Annotated in this window: 13 protein-coding genes and 3 pseudogenes; 2 read left to right on the top strand and 14 right to left on the bottom strand. The window is 35.1% G+C overall.

Annotation, left to right across the window (positions count from 1 at the left end):
- Positions 1-253: 253 nt before the first annotated feature.
- From ACIQXV_RS29275 to ACIQXV_RS29265, 3 genes are all read right to left on the bottom strand, one after another.
- Positions 254-556 (bottom strand): hypothetical protein, encoded by a 303-nt coding sequence (locus ACIQXV_RS29275; RefSeq protein ID WP_402965749.1) that lies wholly within the window; start codon positions 554-556, stop codon positions 254-256.
- A gap of 336 nt (positions 557-892) precedes the next feature.
- Entirely contained in the window at positions 893-2,008 is a 1,116-nt protein-coding gene (locus ACIQXV_RS29270; protein ID WP_402965746.1) for a DUF4236 domain-containing protein, read from the bottom strand.
- Between the two features lie 67 nt (positions 2,009-2,075).
- Entirely contained in the window at positions 2,076-3,098 is a 1,023-nt protein-coding gene (locus tag ACIQXV_RS29265) for a hypothetical protein (RefSeq protein ID WP_402965744.1), read from the bottom strand.
- A 138-nt stretch (positions 3,099-3,236) separates the two neighbouring features.
- Here ACIQXV_RS29265 and ACIQXV_RS29260 point away from each other — a divergent pair.
- Positions 3,237-4,461, top strand: a pseudogene (locus tag ACIQXV_RS29260) (IS110 family RNA-guided transposase).
- A 490-nt stretch (positions 4,462-4,951) separates the two neighbouring features.
- Here the strand turns inward: ACIQXV_RS29260 and ACIQXV_RS29255 are convergent.
- From ACIQXV_RS29255 to ACIQXV_RS29215, 9 genes and pseudogenes are all read right to left on the bottom strand, one after another.
- Positions 4,952-5,356: pseudogene (locus ACIQXV_RS29255) on the bottom strand (IS3 family transposase); the annotation flags it as partial.
- A gap of 201 nt (positions 5,357-5,557) precedes the next feature.
- The gene (locus ACIQXV_RS29250) at positions 5,558-6,358 is read right to left on the bottom strand and encodes a carbon-nitrogen hydrolase family protein (protein ID WP_402965741.1); all 801 of its coding nucleotides are present in this window, start codon (positions 6,356-6,358) and stop codon (positions 5,558-5,560) included.
- Between the two features lie 17 nt (positions 6,359-6,375).
- Positions 6,376-7,710 (bottom strand): MFS transporter, encoded by a 1,335-nt coding sequence (locus tag ACIQXV_RS29245; protein ID WP_402965738.1) that lies wholly within the window; start codon positions 7,708-7,710, stop codon positions 6,376-6,378.
- Positions 7,711-7,727: 17 nt separating this feature from the next.
- The gene (locus ACIQXV_RS29240) at positions 7,728-8,375 is read right to left on the bottom strand and encodes an RraA family protein (RefSeq protein ID WP_402965735.1); all 648 of its coding nucleotides are present in this window, start codon (positions 8,373-8,375) and stop codon (positions 7,728-7,730) included.
- 95 nt (positions 8,376-8,470) lie between these two features.
- Complete coding sequence (locus ACIQXV_RS29235) at positions 8,471-9,241, bottom strand: creatininase family protein (protein WP_402965732.1); 771 nt, start codon at positions 9,239-9,241, stop codon at positions 8,471-8,473.
- Positions 9,242-9,266: 25 nt separating this feature from the next.
- Positions 9,267-9,899, bottom strand: coding sequence for a GntR family transcriptional regulator (locus tag ACIQXV_RS29230; protein WP_402965729.1), 633 nt, complete (start codon positions 9,897-9,899; stop codon positions 9,267-9,269).
- A 797-nt stretch (positions 9,900-10,696) separates the two neighbouring features.
- The gene (locus tag ACIQXV_RS29225; RefSeq protein WP_402965726.1) at positions 10,697-11,614 is read right to left on the bottom strand and encodes a Gfo/Idh/MocA family protein; all 918 of its coding nucleotides are present in this window, start codon (positions 11,612-11,614) and stop codon (positions 10,697-10,699) included.
- 56 nt (positions 11,615-11,670) lie between these two features.
- Positions 11,671-12,114 carry a carboxymuconolactone decarboxylase family protein gene (locus ACIQXV_RS29220; protein WP_402965723.1) on the bottom strand — a complete coding sequence of 148 codons (444 nt, stop codon included), beginning with the start codon at positions 12,112-12,114 and terminating at the stop codon, positions 11,671-11,673.
- 59 nt (positions 12,115-12,173) lie between these two features.
- Entirely contained in the window at positions 12,174-12,836 is a 663-nt protein-coding gene (locus tag ACIQXV_RS29215) for an NAD(P)H-dependent oxidoreductase (protein WP_402965720.1), read from the bottom strand.
- A 232-nt stretch (positions 12,837-13,068) separates the two neighbouring features.
- On the opposite strand from ACIQXV_RS29215, the gene ACIQXV_RS29210 reads away from it, so the two are divergent.
- A complete protein-coding gene (locus ACIQXV_RS29210) occupies positions 13,069-13,560 on the top strand; it encodes an RrF2 family transcriptional regulator (protein WP_402965717.1) in 492 nt (163 codons plus the stop codon).
- Positions 13,561-13,625: 65 nt separating this feature from the next.
- Here ACIQXV_RS29210 and ACIQXV_RS29205 read toward each other — a convergent pair.
- Positions 13,626-13,772 (bottom strand): annotated as a pseudogene (locus ACIQXV_RS29205) (SDR family oxidoreductase); the annotation flags it as partial.
- A gap of 175 nt (positions 13,773-13,947) precedes the next feature.
- Positions 13,948-15,846, bottom strand: a complete 1,899-nt coding sequence (asnB, locus tag ACIQXV_RS29200; RefSeq protein WP_402965752.1) for an asparagine synthase (glutamine-hydrolyzing) — start codon at positions 15,844-15,846, stop codon at positions 13,948-13,950.
- Positions 15,847-15,950: the final 104 nt, after the last annotated feature.

The following is a 15,950-nucleotide window of genomic DNA, read 5'->3' as shown; positions in this document are numbered from 1 at the left end:
AATATCACTCCTTTATTTAACTATGCCTTCACGGAGCCATAATGACCTGAACTCATTTCATTTAATCGTTAAATCCATATCGAGGGTTATGAAATCCTGCGAATAAGCGAGTATTCGTGAGAAAATCGTATTAAACTGAGGGAGTTGAAGAAGAAAAAGTTAATGTTACTTTGTTAACGAACGCCGTTAGTTACATAATAAAAAGCCGCCAATTAAGGCAGCCTGATCTTAAAGTAAAGCATTTATTATTTTACTAGGTATTGATCATCAACCCCATATAAATGATAAAAGTAATTGGTGTTGTTAAAAGAAACATATTTCTAAGTTTTTGACGTTCTTTTTCATCTTTTGATGAAATAAAAATGTATCTTCTAACACCAAGACCTAATAACCCAATTCCAATAATTGTTGATAATAATACAATAAAATAGTTCGAATTTGGAAAGGATTCTGCTGTTACAGCGATTTCTATCAATGTTCTAAATGAAAAATAAAAGATAAAAAATAACATGAAATTGTAAATAAAAATTACAATCCAGTTGTTTTTACGGCTCATAGTAAGTCCTCACCTTGTCAAAACTTAATCTTAATTTTATATTCCAGTTATCATCATAAAGAATTGCACACTGCGTTTACAGGAGTACCTTTTTCATTTATTTTAAGCATACCATATTTTCCCTCTAAATACTTAATTCTACATCATCTTTAAAAACTCCTTCTTCCACTATCCTGCTCCATTAGTTTAAGTACAATCTTTCACAAACCTTTATATAGGTTAATTCAATGATCAATAAAAAATGACTACCCAATTTTATAGTCATTTCTGTTAATGTTTCTTGTAGATCACTGTACCTGTTAAAATAATATGCGCTCTAGTATTAATGTTTTTAGATTATAGTTGTATCTTTTCTACAGGCGCAAATCCTTTTGTTTTACGAAAATTCATTTTATGTTCGAAGTTAACCATGGAATCTGAGCAATCAATCGTATCAAAATTTAATCGGTTTAGCGTATTTCTATCAATTTTCACTGATAAAACTACCACTTTTTCATGATACCCAATAGACGTATTCATTTGAGAATCCAATGCGTGAATAATGATGGTATTTAACGGCAATAGAGCAAACATATCTCTTGCTATTCTAAGGACACAACTACAGACGTAATCCTGTTGAATATCGTAATATTTGGAGATAGGCATATTTTTGACGGAAACTTTACCAGTACTGGTTAGAGTTTTCATTTCTGTCGGAATAATATTTTTGGGTTGTACATCAAATTCCACTTCCATGATATGTGGTTCTTCAAGGAAAAACTCAAACCCGCTTCCAAACTCACTTAAATCATCTAAAGGTGCGAACTCCTTTATCACTTCAAAATAGGTGTCTAAATCCCCATTCAATACCTTAGTTGCCGTCTCCGTTAGTGAACTCCATCCCTGATATTCTTCCTCTTCTTTCTTTCGGGCTTCTAATACCTTATTTCGGAGCTCCTCAACACGCTTTTCTTCTTGGTTAAAAGCCCTAGCTATAAAACCAGGTCTATAATTTTGAAGTTCCTGTAAGGCTTGCTGTTCTAAAGGTCCAGGGTGCCCTTTTAAAAATGGCGGTTCTGTATTTTTAATGTCCTGCCAATCTACAAAATCATCGCATTCTTTATGAATGGATTTAATCATTTCTAGCCGATTTTCAAACAAATCAACTTCCAATCTATTTCGTTGCATTTCTTGTAGTTTTTCTCTTTCTTTCTGCAATCGATTCAATTCCGATTGTCTCTGATAAGATGAAGTTCGATAGTTACGACTCCCTCCAGTACGGCTGCCCCCGTCGGAAGTGGAAGTGTAGGATAGGCCCGTTCCTGGCAAAGATACTGTAGTTCTTCTTTGCCCTCTTGAGTTCACAGAGTACCTTAGTCCTTTTACACCTACACTTGCCCCAACACCTCGACTACTTACGTTTAACCGCACTCCGGGAGCTACTTTAAAGCTTTTTCTAAACCCAAAACCCATATGGTTTCCTCCTGACGGCAAATCACCTCAGTTCCATGAAGAGGTGGATTTTTTATTTTATCTATATTTAAATGATTTCCTTTTTACCATTCCGTTTTTTTCTAAATCCGTACCAGCCACCGCCTGCTAATGCCAATGCTGCTGCACCTATTCCACCCGTCGCCTTTAATTTATTTTGTTTGTCTTTGTACTCCTTGTATCCTAATTGATAGTGATGTTTAAATATCGTCTCTGCCTTTTTATATTTGGACGGTATATTTAAATCTTCTCCTTCTTTTCCTAATTCATAGGCTTCTTTTTTAATTTGATCAATTACTTTATTTGATTCGAAACCTTCTTTATACCAGGCGGTAAATTTATCATTGTTTAACTTGGGTTCCTGATATTTTAGCATAGTAAATGCTGCTTCATATCCTTGCTTAATGTAGCTTTTCTTTAATTCACTTTGCCCCTTATTGTATCCCTCTTTATATGCCTCAACATACATTGCTTCAACATCTTCAGGAGGAGAATTAACATCTTTTTTTCCATCACTGTAACCTAGTTCTTTAAGTTGCTTTTTCTTTTCTTCTACTCTTTCTGTTACAGCTTTATTAAATCCATCTTCAAACGATTTTTTTAATCCCGCGTGGGATGTATAAGCAGCAGGGATTTCAATTTTATCTTGTTTTTCTCCTAAGGCAAAACCCTCATTATTTGCCTTTGTTTTTTCCGATTCAATTTTTTTCTTCCCCTCTTCATAACCTTTATTGTATCCTACAGCATAACCTACTTTATATGCCTCACTGCCTTTGGCTTTTGACATGTCGCTTGGTTTTTCTTGGTAAGCATCATTAAGACCATCCGGATAGCCAGCTTTTTCACCACTGGCGTTGTCTTTTTCTTCTTGGATATGAGCTTTTTGTTGGGGACTGTTATTAATTTTGGTCAAATCGTAACCGTATGGGGCTTCACACGGTATTCCATCATCTACTTGGCCATTCCCCCAACCATCCAGATTTTCCGGATCGTAAGTAGCTGAATAGCCTTTAGAGTTCCAATAAGCAATCATATCATCATACGTAGCAAAATCTTTGCAATCTGAGCCCATCCGTTAGTCTGACTCCAACGACCACGGTGCACCACTGACTGTCGCTCCCTTACGGGAAGCAAAAATGGTAGATTAATCCTGTTCTGGTTGCTGCATCAGCCTCCAATATTATTGTGAGCCGTAGAAAGGATGTTTTCAATGGAAGTAGTCATTGAAAGAGCATGCGGTATGGATGTCCATAAACACAATATTACTGCCTGTATTTTGACACCTGAAGGAAAGGAGATTCACACGTTCTCTACTAAAACTGTATTTCTATTAAAGTTGGTTGACTGGATTAAACAACATAATTGTACCCATGTCGCCATGGAGAGCACGAGTGTTTATTGAAAGCCTATTGTGAATTTACTAGAAGCTGAGGATATTGAGTTTTTAGTGGTGAATGCCCAACATATGAAGGCAGTCCCCGGACGTAAAACAGATGTTAAGGATGCAGAATGGATTGCCAAACTTCTTCGTCATAGACTGTTAAAAGCTAGTTACATTCCAGATCGTAATCAACTGGAACTTCGTGAACTCGTTCGATATCGTCGGTGTATCATTGAGGAACGTGCAAGACAAATCAATCGAATCCAAAAGGTATTAGAAGGAGCGAACATTAAATTGGGTTCAGTTGTTTCAGACGTTTTGGTGTTTCAGCTCGAGATATGCTTGACGCTATTGCCGAAGGCGAAGAGGATCCTGAAAAACTAGCAAACTTTGCACGTCGCTCAATGAAAAAGAAGAAAGATGAACTGGAACTCGCACTTAAAGGGGATATTCAATCCCATCAACGTCTAATGTTAAAAACGATTTTAAGACACATATTGACTTTTTGACCGAAGAGATTGAGATGCTCGATCAAGAGGTAGCGAAAAGAGTACGTACCAACCAAGAAGATGTGGAACGATTAGATTCTATTCCTGGTATTGCTACCAGGATGGCTGAGCAAATTTTAGCTGAAATCGGAACTGATATTAAGAAACAATTCCCAAGTGCAGCCCATATGTGTTCCTGGGCAGGTTTGGTTCCTGGACAAAACGAAAGTGCTGGGAAAAGGAAATCAGCTAAAACCAAAAAAAGAAATAAGTATTTGAGATCAGCATTAACTGAAGCAGCTCATTCAGTAAAAGGTTCGAAGAACTATCTCGGAGCACTGTATCGACGAACAGCATCACGAAAAGGCAAAAAACGAGCTGGAATAGTGGTCGCACATGCATGTTACGTATCTCTTATTATCTCTTAACACGAAAAGAAATGTATGTAGACTTAAGTGAAGACTACTTTGATAAACAGAAGACAGCAATTAATTGTTCGGCATTCACTACGAAGACTTGAAAGTTTAGGATACACAGTTATTTTACAAGAACCAGAAGCATCTTAATCTATTTAACTCGATTCCAAGGTTCAATGAATTAGGCGCTCTCCCCTTTTTTAAAAATGAATGAGCTGCGTCTTCTTTAGTATTGCCTTTTTTCCAGAATTACAGAAGTTTTATTTTCATGGTAGTTTAAGTACATTTCTTCACAATCTAAATCATTTTTATTTTTGTTTTGACTCATAAGCTTTAACAAATCGGGCAAACCAATATAACGCTATTAGAGGTAATACATAAATCTCTAATTGTCCAAGTAAATACAGAAGCGAAGAAAATGTCATATCAAGTCCTCCTAAAATAGTGGGTTGATAACAAATTCTCCGTCAATCCGATTTTTAACTTCTTGTTGTATTCTCAAGCCAAACCGCCATTTAAAGGAAGGGGAAAAGAGGGGATGCCGCAACAACCCCCTATTATTCAACATAAGCACCCGTTCGTAATATAAGGTTAGCCAGATTTTAAACTGTACCCGTTGTAAAGGACATATTTAAAAAGGTTATGCCACATTTAGAAGATGATTTCTGTATTCAACAGGAGTCATCTTCTTTAAATTCCATTGATATCTAAAATTGTTATAGTAGGTCATATAACTCCTTATTTCTCTTTTAAGTTCCTCTAAGGAATTACATGGTTTTATATATGCTTCATCCTTAAAATGGCCAAAAAACGACTCTTGTGGAGCATTATCCCAACAATTTCCTCATCTTGACATAGATTGTCCTAGCCCTAATTTTTTTACATGCTTCTGAAAAGTAGGACTAGTATAGTGTACTCCTTGATCTGAGTGAATAAAGGCTCCTTCTGCAAACTTTACTTTTCTATTTTTCTTTAACTTTACTAATGTATCCGTTGCTAAATCCAATGTAAGTCGATCTGACAGGTTATAGGCCAATATTTCATTCATAAATAATCGGGACAAGGGATGGAAATGACCACAAACTCCTTCACTTTTCTTCTCTCGTCGACGCTTCCGGTCCATGTTCAATATAGTCATAAAGCCAGGCTTCATGCCTGGCTCAGGTAACTTTTCTTTATGTTATTAAACAGTTGCTTGTTACTTTACAGATTTCACCTTCGGATACCTTTTTGTCAGTTCTGAAAATCAAGTGGTAGCATAAAATTCAGGTTTACGGTGAATTACACTAGGTAGTTTTTCTCTTACACGGTGCACACGATCGAGTTCAATATCAGTCATAATCAAAGTTTCTTCTTCGCCCCCACTAGCTGTTATGACTCCCATAGGATCAACCATTAAACTTCGTCCAGAAAAAATATTGCCAACCTGATTAGAAGCACAAACGAACACAGTATTTTCAATAGCTCTAGCACGAAGTAGAGTTTCCCAATGATCCTCTTTCATAGTTCCTGCTACCCATCCAGCAGGAATAAACAGAATATCAGCTTCTTGAAGTGCTAACTGCCTTGCGATCTCTGGAAATCTTATTTCGTAACAAACCATTAGACCGATTTTTCCGAATTCCGTTTCTACTACTTTATATTGATTTTTACCTGGTACAATTGTATCAGACTCTTTATAGCTAAAAGCGTCATATAAATGAGTCTTTCGATACGATTGTAAAACCTCTCCAGAGCGGTCAATAAATACAGTTGTATTATAAGCACGCTGATCATCATCTACTTTTGACTCGAATATTCCGCAAACAACATAGATTTCGTTTTCACGAGCCATCTCTGATAAGCCAGTAACAAATGGTCCATCCAATGGTTCAGCTACTTCAACAGGTAATATACCTGAACTTGGGGTGGCTAACGCCATATACAATTCAGGTAATATAACAAAATCCGCCCCCATTCCTTTTGCTTTCGCAATATAATTTTTTGCTTTCTTCAAGTTGTCAAGTTTATCTACACTTGTAGTTAATTGTGCAATTGCCACTTTCATAAGACCACTCCCTATCCCTATGCTTTTATAGTTTGGATTGTTTCAATATTTTCGAAGATGCTTTCTTTGCTCACTTCATTTTCGTCCAATAGAGGCTTATTAGGCTTTATGAACAACCACGAGACAGCACCCAATCCACCCATAACTGTTAATAACATAATACCTACATTCCAATTGCCAAAGATATTGACTGTTTGTACGACTATAATAGTACCGATTGCCGTTGCAGCGTTTCCACAAAAATTCACCCATCCCGATAACGAGGCACTATGTTTCCCTCCAATGTCCTGAACGGCAGACCAATTAGGTACTTGTATCATGCCAATCCCAGCCATTGAAATCATTAATAAAATGGACATGCTGAATGTAGAAGTCGCTTGCGATGCAAACCATAGACAACCGGAACTGATGATAAACCCCGCAATACCAAAAGGAACACGTGAAGTAATTCGAGACTTTGTTTTACGGTAAACAGTATCGACTAACGTCCCCATGATCACGACAGAAATCGTTAATGACAGCCAAGGCAATCCTGCAACAATTCCTGTTTTCTCGATGGACAAATTACGGGCTTGAAGAAGAAATAGTGGTAGTAATGTGATAAAAAAGCTTTCAACCAATACTAAACAAAAATATTGAAAACCAATTACCCAAAATTGTGGTTTCTTAAGGAGCTTTTTCCATTCTTGCCGTGATGTTTTGAACCCTTCATTAGTTACTTTGCTAGAATCTTTTTCTTCTGTAATTAACTCTAGCTCTTCCTGATTTACATCAGGGTGACTTTTTGGGTGATTTCGAAAACTCTTATACCAATACAGGGCAACTGCTACACCAATAATTCCATAGCTATAAAAGCTCCATCTCCAACCTAAATGGGAAACAATCCATGCGGTTAAAGTTGTCCCAATTGCCAATCCTAAATATCCAGAACTTAAAAAGATAGAATTCGCTCTGGCTTTTTCCTTTCTAGGAAACCACGTGTTGATTGCATTTATTCCACCTGGTATGTCTGCAGCCTGAGCAACACCTAAAAAACACCGAAAAACAATCAATAATATTAAACTGGACCCAAATGGAGTAATAAAAGTACAAATGGACCAAAGGATACCTGCAATCGCAATTGCCTTATGTGAACCGATCCGTTGTACCCAAATACCTGCTGGTACTTGACATAAGGCATATGTCCAGGCAAAAGCCGATAAAATAAGAGAAATCTCCGTTAAACTAAGACCGAAATCTTTTTGAATAAATGGTGCACTGACACTAATATTAATACGATCTAATGACATCATTAATTGCATTGGAAACATGATTAAAAACATAACCCGCCATCGGACATTAGTGTTTTTCAATCAGTCCACCTCCACTTTTATCTAAAGTATTTTTCGGCTCCACTCAGATGTGCAAGGCTAACACCTGCATCTATCTGTTTTTTCATTTCTATTTCAGCATCTTGCTTTTGGATAGCTGTTATGGCATACTCTTCTGCATCTTTCGGATTAATAACGAATACTCCATCATCACTTGCAACCACTAAATCACCTGGATGAATGCTCACACCACACACACTTACTATGGTATTAATTTCACCCTCGATTCCAAGAATTCTTGTTGTTAAAGGGCTTACTCCTAAGGAGAAAACAGGCAGTTCCAACTCTAAAATTTCAGTAACGTCATTAATACAACCTGAAATAATTACACCAGCGACTTGTTTTGCCTTCGCAGCGTAAGATACCATTCCCCCCCAACAAGATCGTTGGTCATCCCCAGACATATCTACCACCACTACATCACCTGCTTCTACTAATTCTAGTGCCTTATGTACGGCAGTAGAATCCATATGCGGAATCCTGACGGTGACAGCATTCCCTACAAATCGAATTGGACGAGAAAAAGGTTTTAAACCTTTTAGAAAACCAAAATCTGTCATATGCCCAATCGTTGAAGGGTCTACCTTTTGATATAAATCAATAAGCTTTGGACTTACACCTTGTACCCGAGGGTGAACTTTAAACATACTTTTCTTCGCCTCTTCTTTCGTCTAATTTGATTATTTTATTATTAAAGATTATCCTTTAATGCCGCCATTAAGATAAAGCGCTTTCAAATTCCTTATAAAGATTGTTGTAATTCATGTTTCTTCTCTTCAATATTCCAACTTTCATATAAAAATTGAACAATTTTGTCTACAGAACGTTTTACCAATTGTTCACCTTTTTCCTTCGTGCCTAATTTCGCATTCCCAATTGTCCCCGACTCGCTATAAATACCATATTTTTGATATTGAATAATTTCAGGGAATTGTTCAATAAACTTTGCGGGTTCGTTTACCGATTTTTCAAATTCTACTATTTCTGGGTATAAATATAGAAGGACCGATGTGCCGGCTTCACTCGCATGGCCATGAGCTAATTCCCCTGATTCAACAATTCCCTTATCAAGTGTTTTTAAAAATCTCCAATAGTCGATTTGTGCAAATCGAAGCTCATTATTTTCACGGTGATCAAAAGCAATTTGATTGATTACTGGGACGTTCCCAACATGATTATTAATAAACAAGAAATCTTTGAATCCCCATTTTTTCAAACTGTCCACTGTATCTACTAAATAACTTTTGAAACTTTCAGGTCGAATCGTAATTGTTCCAGGAAAATCATCTAACATTGACGAGTCACCCACTTCCAAAGTTGGACCTATTATACTATTCACCCGCTCCGCTACGAGCTCCGCTATCTTTACTGCTACTAACGTATCGCTTCCAAGTGGTAAGTGTGGGCCATATACTTCAAATGCTCCTGCGGGAATAATCGCTAAATTTGTTTTGTCTTTTCTCTCTACAAAAGCCTTCCAACTCATTTCTTTAAGAAAATTGGTTTTTTTCATGTTTCCATCTCCTTCACATATTTGATTACATTAAGGATATTTTTCCACCTCTAATATGTTCCTCCAACCTATTTACAGCTATATATTGATTTTTTAGTTTCAAAGCTTCAAGGATATGAATATGTTCATCTATAAATCTCATCATATTTTGTTGCTTTTGCATAAAGTTCGTTGAGTTATAAAAAAGCCTTTCACGAATGTTGGACATTGTTTGCAGAAATAAGCTGTTTCCTTCGACCTCTAAAAGATAGTGATGAAAGTCAGCATCAAGCTTAACAAACCCAAATAAATCCTGATTTTCACAACATTTTTTTTGTTCATTAACCATTTCATATAAGATGGAAAAATCATGTTCTTTTAGCATGTCCATCACATTTACAATGGAGAAAGTTTCAATTGCTATGCGTGCATCGAAAAAATCATTAATCTCTTTAATCGATAATTCTTGAATAACGATTCCTTGATTAGAGATGACTTTTACAAAGCCCTCGTGTTGAAGCCTTTGAAGTGCCGCCACAATTGGTGTTCTACTCATTTCAAGTTCCTCAACTAATTGATTTTGTGAGGTATAGTTTTCTTCTTTAAAATCCCCCCTCATAATTTTTTCTTTAATTTTGACGTACGCGATTTCATTCAAAGTTGTCTTTTTCTTCATCATGAGACCTCCTTAAGTCTAGTTGAATTCAACTTGAATTCAAGTTGAATTCAACCGCATCATTAGAGTATCATTAATTTTCAGAAAAGTAAATAATTTTTAAAATAATTTTTAATGCCGTTATTTGCGTTGTAATTTTAATATCTTTCTATAAAGGATCATAATTAAAATACCTTCCATATAAAATGACATACCGCAAGATATGATCACTAATTATACAGAAAGTAATTACTGGTAAATAACCTGTCGATTAGTGGTAAATTTCTTGTCATTCTTTGGTACAAACCATGTCATTAGCGGTACATTCAGGTGGTCGTAATCAGCCTATAAACCTTCATTAATCTTGCTTTATGTTTTGAAATGAAACCATCCAATTTGTTATACCTAATGTTTTGGGCGATCAAGTCACTAGCTCCAAAATACATACTTTTAAAACTATCACTTTGATTATTAACATATTGGAGTCCTAAGATTTTTCCTGTTTTTGAATTGCCTCCGTTATTTCTTCAAACAAAGTTAAAAGTCCCTCTACCATTGGAAAAATTTCTTCTCCACTAAGCCAGGATACAGAAAATAAAAATAGGACAAAGTATTTCGGATTACATAGAGTACTCTAAGATGTTCATGTGAAATTTTATTCTTCAATCCCAATTCAAGTGACATTCCTAAATAACTGATAGATGCACTTTGAATTTTAAATGGAAACTTCATTTTAATTTTCTTGAGATTCTAGGAAGTTAATCAAAATACAAAGCTGACTTTAAAAGCCAGCTTTATACACCACTTTCTTATGAATTTAATTATTTTTGCTTTATTAATTGATCAACAAGTAGTTGAGACTTTAACCCTTCTAATCCATCAACAAGGGGGTGCTCATCATTTTGAATACAGTAAATGAAATGCTGTACAGCATCTTCAAAGCCTCGTTGTTTTAAAATTGTTTCCCAAGAAGAAGAAACTGTTGTAGATATTTTATTTTCTTCTTCGATTTCTGTTGTATTCATGTTTTTTACACGGATAATTGCTACGTCTGTTATCAATTCTATTTGTTCTAAATTCGTTCCTGCTTTTCTATGCATAGCTGTGGTGAAAGATATATTTTGAGAGGATTCATACGTATGTTGCGCATATAAAAGTTGATTTTCATCGTTCGTATGAACAGTTCCATAAAGCACACTAAGATCGCCATCACCCAACCAACGTACTGTATCGACTAAGTGAAGATAATCATCTAACATTGTGAACTCATAAGAATAAGGACCCACACTGTCCGTTCTGTGCTTTTCAACACGTACCCAAGCTATATTATTCGCTTTTTCCTTTGCTTTCACATACATTGGAGCAAAACGACGGTTAAATCCAACCATAAGCTTTCTTCCCAATTTTCCACTTAATTCGACTAATTTTTCTGCTTCTAAAATAGATGCTGCCAATGGTTTATCGACATATACATCTATCCCTTTGTTAAGCAGTTCTGAAACCACTTCATAATGTGATTCAGTAGAGCTGTGTACAAACACGGCATCACACTCTTGAGCCAATGCTGGTAAACTATTAAAATCTTGTATACGATACTGATTGCAGATTGCCTTTCTCTTCTCTCTACTAGGTGAAAATGCACCCGCAAATGACCAATCTGTTTCTTTTGAAAGAATAGGCAAATATGCTTTCTGAGCGATACCACCCAGCCCTACCATTCCGATTCTAGGTTTTATCAAATTAATCATCCTTTACATATATAGATTTGTACCCATGAGATATTCGGTGAGAATAATTATTTTTCAGTTGCTGTATTACCCATTGCAATAGAAATTCTATTCCAACTATTGATTTGATTAATTATTAGTACAAGGTCAACATATTGTCGCTCGCCATAATGTTCACGTACTCGTTGATAAAGCTCATCTGGCACACGTTTTGTCGGGATTAAAGTTACGTATTCTGTCAATTCAAGAGCCACTTTTTCTGCATCTGTGTAAAATGTACACTCTCTCCAAGCACTAATACAATATAAACGTTGTTCCGTTTCTCCCATTTTTCTAGCATCAGCTGTATGCATGTTAAGACAAAATGCACAACCATTTATTTGAGAAGCACGAATTTTTATAAGTTCACGAAATTTACGATCTATACCTGTTGTTTTCGTATACTTCTCCATTTCCATCATTATTTTAAGTGCTTCAGATGCTACATTATAATAATCAACTCGTTGTTCCATTTTTAATTACCTCCTTAAAAAGCTTATTTACTCTGCATTTTAATACCTTTCCCTTTAATTCAAAAGGTCGCTGATTTTTCTAGTTTAGAAAGTTGTGAGTTAATATAACCTACTAATTCTTTTTCAGTTGATTGTATTATTTCTTCTTTGTTGTTAGTAGACATGTCTAAGCCTTTAGCAGGTATTAATTTCATTTGGTTAATTCCCATCATGTGCAGTACTCCACGCATATACTGTGGCGCAAAATCCAAATTTACATATCGGTAATCAGTATCATATTCACTTCCACTCGTGAGGATAAATGTGACCTTGGTAGTTTCGTCTGACATTAATCCAACTGAACCAGTTTCAGTGTATTTGAATGTTTCTCTTGCTGTTAGAATATTATCAAGATAGTCTTTAAACTTTGCAGGCACATTGAAATTATGCAAAGGCATGTAAATATAAATATAATCTGCTGACTTCCATTGTTTAATTAATTTATATTGTGCTTCATGATTTTTTAATCGTTCAGCATACATTTCTTTAGGATTAGTAAAATTTAAAGTGTCAGCAGTAACTTGCGGGATAATATTATTTGGATCGTAAACATTTAATACTTCGATTGTTCCTTGACCATTTAATTTTTCTTGTAAAGTTTTTAATCCAACATCTGCTAAACGGTTTGCTGCTCTTTTTTGATTGTTGTAATCAGGATGAGCCATTAACTGTAAAATATTCATTGTTCCACCTCTATTAGTTTGTTTATTTTGTAGTTTCTTTGTTTAAATTTATTTCCTCCTAAATAGGTTCCTATTAAGGATTAAATTAATCGACGATTAATATTGTCTATAATATGCGCTATAATTATTTTTGTCAAATGAATATGTTTTACCAAAAATCTTTTATTTGACTAAGACTCTAAGTACACCTAAGATACAATTTGAATATCTTTAAAAAAGGTAGGTGAGTTTTATGCAATATAGTGTTGGAGTTGAATATGCTTTACATTGTCTGGTTTATTTAATTGATGCACCTTCAAAGGAAAGTGTTGGGATAAAAGATTTGGCAGAATTCCAAGGAATTTCCGAGACATTTCTTTCAAAAGTTTTCGGCAAATTATCAAAGGCCGGTATTGTAAGTTCAATTCCCGGAGTTAAGGGTGGTTATAAACTTGCTAAATCTCCAGAAGATATTTCCTTTTGGGATGTAGTTGAAGCAGTTGAAGGTCCTAAGCCTATTTTTCAATGTAAAAATATTAAAGATAATGGCTATTTGTATCGGGAAGGATGCTGTTCTGCTCCCTCTTTTTGTACCATCAATTTAGTTATGCTCTCTGCGGAAGAAAAAATGCGCGAGGATTTACGTAGTAAAAAACTTTCATGGTTAAACGAAGAGCTTAATCGTGTCTTACCCAAACAAATACGTGAAGATACCCGAAAATATTTTTCGAAGAGCAACATATAAAACAAACCTCTTGTGAAATTCCTTAATTGAAGGGAATTAAAAGAGGTTTTTTCTTAGTTCATTAATTATGCAAGGCCACCATTGGAAAATATAACTTGTCCATTAATCCAACGTCCTGATGTTGCTAAAAATGTTACTGTGTCGGCAATGTCTTCTGGTGTACCCAGGCGTTCAAGTGGTGCTGCTTTAGAAAGATTATCAATTTTTTGTTTTGGGTTTTTAGTTGTTTCTATTTCTTTTTAATTTTTGAATGGAGTAGCACCATATGCCCATCAATTTAAGATAGACAAATGAAACAAAACGAGAAAATTGACATCTCCAAGTGAAAATGAACAATTTTTTTGTTTTGAACCATAATAAAATTATTAAATTGATGGGTATGTAGTTTTAAACTAAGTTACACACTCGCCACTCTTCACGAAATAAATTCGTATCATATTTATGTTCTATATAAACTTGGTGCCATACCATAAAGGCTAGTACTGTCCAAATTTTACGACTATAATCACCTTTATCTGTGCAATGCGCCTTCAGTAAGTTTAATACATATTGTTTATCAATTAAATATTCAGTTTCACTCTCTTTAATAATGTTCACAGCCCAATCATGCATTTCATCTTTTAACCAATAGCGGATTGGCACTGGAAAACCAAGTTTCTTACGATCTAGTACATGATCTGGAACGATTCCTCGTACGGCTTCTCGTAAAATAGCCTTTGTAGTTTTATTAGCAATTTTTAATTCTGTTGGGATTTTAGAAGCGACATCAAAGACTTCTTTATCTAGAAATGGAACACGTAATTCTAGTGAGTGAGCTGTAGACATTTTATCCGCTTTTAATAAAATATCACCACGTAACCATGTGTACATATCAATGTATTGCATTTTACTTACATCATCATAATCTTTAATTTCATTATATAATGGTTTGGTTACATCCTTATAGTTAACACTTTCATTGTAAGACTTCATTAACTTAATTTTCTCTTCTTCACGGAAGATCTTCGCATTACCATAATAGCGTTCTTCAATTGATATACATCCACGCTCTAGAAAGCTTTTCCCTTTAAATCCTTCTTTAAGTGCTCCACTTAAAGCTTTTAAAATAGTTTTCCCTGGAGTGGGAATGTATGAGAACATTTTTAAAGAGTTTGGCTCACGATAAATATTATATCCACCAAATAGCTCGTCTGAACCTTCACCAGAAAGAACAACTGTTACATATTTACGCGCTTCTTTTGCAACAAAGTACAATGGCACTGCAGCTGGATCTGCTAATGGATCATCCATGTGCCACATGATTTTTGGGAATTCATCCATAAATTCTTGTGGTGTTACCAATACACTATAGTTTTTTACACCTAATTTTTCAGCAGTTTCTTTCGCTATATCTATTTCACTAAATCCACGTTGCTCAAAACCAACAGAGAACGTTAGGAGATTTGGATTTATTTCTTTTGCAATGGAGGCAATAATAGACGAGTCAATCCCGCCAGATAAGAATGCACCTACTGGAACATCACTGCGCATATGTACTTTTACTGAATCATATAATACATCACGAATTGCTCGAATGTGTTCCTCTTTTGTTGTATCTGAAGCATTGAAATATGGTTTCCAGTAGCGATGAATCTCTATCTCTTTTCCAATTTCTTTTATGAAATAATGACCAGGTTCAATTTTATTGATATCCTTTGTTAAGGTTTCTGCTTCCGGTACGTATTGATACGTAAAATAATGCTGCAGGGAATTTAGATTTACACTCTTATCTTGCATTGTATGTAAGATACTTTTCTTTTCAGATGCAAAGAAAGTTGTATCGTCCTGTTGTGCAATGTAAAGTGGTTTTATTCCAAAATGATCACGTGCGCCAAATAACCTTTTCTCTTGACGGTCCCAAATAACAAAAGTATACATTCCACGAAGATAATATACACATTCTTCTTTTACTTGAGCATATAATGCAACAATAACTTCCGTATCTGACTGAGTTGAAAAACATGCTCCCTGTTTAATTAACATTTCTCGTAATTCTATATAATTATAAATTTCACCATTGAACATAAGTATATAACGTTCATTTTCATATGCTAGCGGTTGATGTCCCGCATCCAAATCAATAATGCTTAATCGTCTAAACCCAAATTGAACATGCTCGTCTCGAAAATATCCCTGATCATCCGGACCACGATGGTATAACAGATTCGTCATATTTTCAAATTGTATTTTTTCTGTTTCTGAATATCTTTTTGCAGTATTATAAAGGCATCCTACATAGCCACACATTTTTTTACCTACTTTCAATTTATCTACTTTCTAAAATTTTTATAGTGTAATCCACTTTAAACAAAAGTCAGAAAATTACGTCCTTCAATTAAAGCTTAGTAAAT

The sequence above is a fragment of the Neobacillus sp. NPDC097160 genome (assembly GCF_044762155.1).
Lineage (GTDB): Bacteria > Bacillota > Bacilli > Bacillales > Cytobacillaceae > Neobacillus.
This window is presented reverse-complemented; position numbering and strand designations above follow the sequence as displayed.

Coding starts and splice junctions, on each gene's coding strand:
- ACIQXV_RS29270 (WP_402965746.1), bottom strand. CDS start 2,008: ATGGGTTTTGGGTTTAGAAAAAGCTTTAAAGTAGCTCCCGGAGTGCGG.
- ACIQXV_RS29235 (WP_402965732.1), bottom strand. CDS start 9,241: ATGAAAAAAACCAATTTTCTTAAAGAAATGAGTTGGAAGGCTTTTGTA.
- ACIQXV_RS29215 (WP_402965720.1), bottom strand. CDS start 12,836: ATGAATATTTTACAGTTAATGGCTCATCCTGATTACAACAATCAAAAA.
- ACIQXV_RS29275 (WP_402965749.1), bottom strand. CDS start 556: ATGAGCCGTAAAAACAACTGGATTGTAATTTTTATTTACAATTTCATG.
- ACIQXV_RS29220 (WP_402965723.1), bottom strand. CDS start 12,114: ATGGAACAACGAGTTGATTATTATAATGTAGCATCTGAAGCACTTAAA.
- ACIQXV_RS29250 (WP_402965741.1), bottom strand. CDS start 6,358: ATGAAAGTGGCAATTGCACAATTAACTACAAGTGTAGATAAACTTGAC.
- ACIQXV_RS29240 (WP_402965735.1), bottom strand. CDS start 8,375: ATGTTTAAAGTTCACCCTCGGGTACAAGGTGTAAGTCCAAAGCTTATT.
- ACIQXV_RS29230 (WP_402965729.1), bottom strand. CDS start 9,899: ATGATGAAGAAAAAGACAACTTTGAATGAAATCGCGTACGTCAAAATT.
- ACIQXV_RS29265 (WP_402965744.1), bottom strand. CDS start 3,098: ATGGGCTCAGATTGCAAAGATTTTGCTACGTATGATGATATGATTGCT.
- ACIQXV_RS29210 (WP_402965717.1), top strand. CDS start 13,069: ATGCAATATAGTGTTGGAGTTGAATATGCTTTACATTGTCTGGTTTAT.
- asnB (WP_402965752.1), bottom strand. CDS start 15,846: ATGTGTGGCTATGTAGGATGCCTTTATAATACTGCAAAAAGATATTCA.